The sequence below is a fragment of the Dietzia sp. B19 genome, assembly GCF_014145155.1.
GTDB classification, from domain to species: domain Bacteria; phylum Actinomycetota; class Actinomycetes; order Mycobacteriales; family Mycobacteriaceae; genus Dietzia; species Dietzia natronolimnaea.
Genome location: NZ_JAALED010000406.1, coordinates 1 through 1,965, shown reverse-complemented (window position 1 = coordinate 1,965; position 1,965 = coordinate 1). Strand labels below are relative to the sequence as shown.

Genomic DNA, 1,965 nt, shown 5'->3' with positions numbered 1-1,965 from the left:
TGGGAGCCGGCCCCACGGAGTCCTCGCCCACCACGAGCCCGGCGGTCTCGGCCTCGTCGACCCGGTCACGAACCGCCTGCACCGCCGGCCCCACCGCGGCGGCGGCCCGGGAGAGGGCGTCAGCCAGCTCCCCGAGACCGTCCGCGAGCTTGGTGACGTGCACCTTCTCGCCCTCGGCGGCGTCCAGGACCGCATCGGCTGCCACGCCGTTCCAGCCCACGTCCAGCGCTGAGCGCCCGGCAGCCAGAGCCGTTCGGGCCTCGACAGCCAGCGCCATCCGCTCTGCGACGGCGGAGCTCGCCGTCGTCACGCCCCCGACATCCCACCGTCTGACCCGGCCGATCGTGTACCCCACACCGGTCCTTTCTCACGCGCCGTCACAGTGTTTGACGGCGCGCCGGCCTGTCTGGTTCCACGGGGGGCCGAACTCTCACCTCACCGTGCGGCCGGCGCGAGGTGAGGGCTCGGTTACCGGTGTGCGGGGTAACGACCGCGTCACATAGCTCGGCCACACTCACTCCGGTACGTCCGCACGCCCGCCGCACAGCTGGAGGCAACGAAGTGTCCTACGTCCAACCCTCGGACTTCACCCGCGCGATGATCGACGCCGGAGCGAGCAAGGTCCGCATGTCCACGCGTGACACGCTCATCCGGAGCTTCATGGCAGGCGCCATCCTGGGCCTGGCCGCCGCGTTCGCCATCACCGTCACGGTCCAGACCGGCAGCGCGCTCCTCGGGGCGGTGCTCTTCCCCGTCGGCTTTATCCTCCTGTACCTGCTGGGCTTCGATCTGCTGACCGGAGTGTTCACGCTCGTCCCGCTGGCCCTGTTGGACAAGCGCAAGGGGGTCACGGTCCGGGGGATGCTCCGGAACTGGGGCCTGGTCTTCCTGGGCAACTTCGCCGGCGCCCTCACCGTGGCGTTCCTCATCGCCTTCATCACCACCTACGGATTCAACATCGCGCCGGACGATGTCGGCCAGCGACTCGGCGAAATCGGTGAGTCCCGGACCCTGGGGTACGCCGAGCACGGGGCGGCCGGGATGCTGACCCTGTTCTTCCGTGGAGTGCTGTGCAACTGGATGGTCTCGACGGGCGTAGTGGCGGCGATGATGTCCACCAGCGTGAGCGGCAAGGCGCTGACCATGTGGATGCCCGTGATGCTGTTCTTCTACATGGGATTCGAGCACTCGGTGGTCAACATGTTCCTGTTCCCGACCGGCCTGATGCTCGGCGGAGAGTTCTCGCTGGCCGACTACCTGGTGTGGAACGAGATCCCCACCGTCATCGGCAACCTCGTCGGCGGACTCTGCTTTGTGGGTCTGACCCTCTACGTCACCCACGCCCGCACCAAGGCGCAGCGGCAGCTGCCGGAGGGACCGGCCGGGCGCGAGGCAGAGCCCGAGTCCGAGCCCGAGGCCGATCGCGAGCCCGCCACGGTCTGAGCGACACACGACCCCATCCGAGAGGAACCCCGATGACCCCCATCATGTCCAAACACGACGCCGCCGCGCACGTGGACTCCGCCCGCATCCGTCAAGGACGCACCTGGGCAGAACTGGCCGACCACCTGGGCGCACCGCTGGTGTGGACCACCGCGGCCCTGCTGGGCCAACACCCGATGTCCGCCGAGCAGGCGCGGTCGGTGTGCGAACTCCTCGGTCTGGACGAGGCCGTGGCCGAGAGCCTGGCCCTGCAACCGAGCCGCGGCACGCCGCCGGAGGTGATGGCGGACCCGACGATCTACCGGTTCACCGAAGCGCTGTCGGTGTACGGTCCGGCGCTCAAGGCACTCATCCATGAAGAGTTCGGCGACGGAATCATGAGCGCGATCAACTTTACGGTGGACTTCGCGAGGCGCCCGGACCCCGACGGAGACCGCGTGGTGATCACGCTGGACGGGAAGTTCCTCGACTACCGCTGGTGACGGCCGCCGCCGGGCCGACGAGCCGCCGGGCCGCCGAGCC

Annotated in this window: 2 protein-coding genes and 1 pseudogene; 2 read left to right on the top strand and 1 reads right to left on the bottom strand. The window is 69.2% G+C overall.

What is annotated here, in order from left to right; genetic code table 11:
* Positions 1–310 (bottom strand): annotated as a pseudogene (locus tag G6020_RS11820) (hypothetical protein); the annotation flags it as partial.
* A gap of 251 nt (positions 311–561) precedes the next feature.
* Between G6020_RS11820 and G6020_RS11815 the strand changes: the two are divergent.
* Together G6020_RS11815 and cynS are read left to right on the top strand one after the other, a co-directional pair.
* Positions 562–1,443, top strand: a complete 882-nt coding sequence (locus G6020_RS11815; protein WP_182610763.1) for a formate/nitrite transporter family protein — start codon at positions 562–564, stop codon at positions 1,441–1,443.
* Positions 1,444–1,475: 32 nt separating this feature from the next.
* On the top strand, positions 1,476–1,925 hold the full coding sequence (gene cynS / locus G6020_RS11810) for a cyanase (RefSeq protein ID WP_182610762.1): 450 nt from the start codon (positions 1,476–1,478) through the stop codon (positions 1,923–1,925).
* The last annotated feature ends 40 nt before the right edge of the window (positions 1,926–1,965 follow it).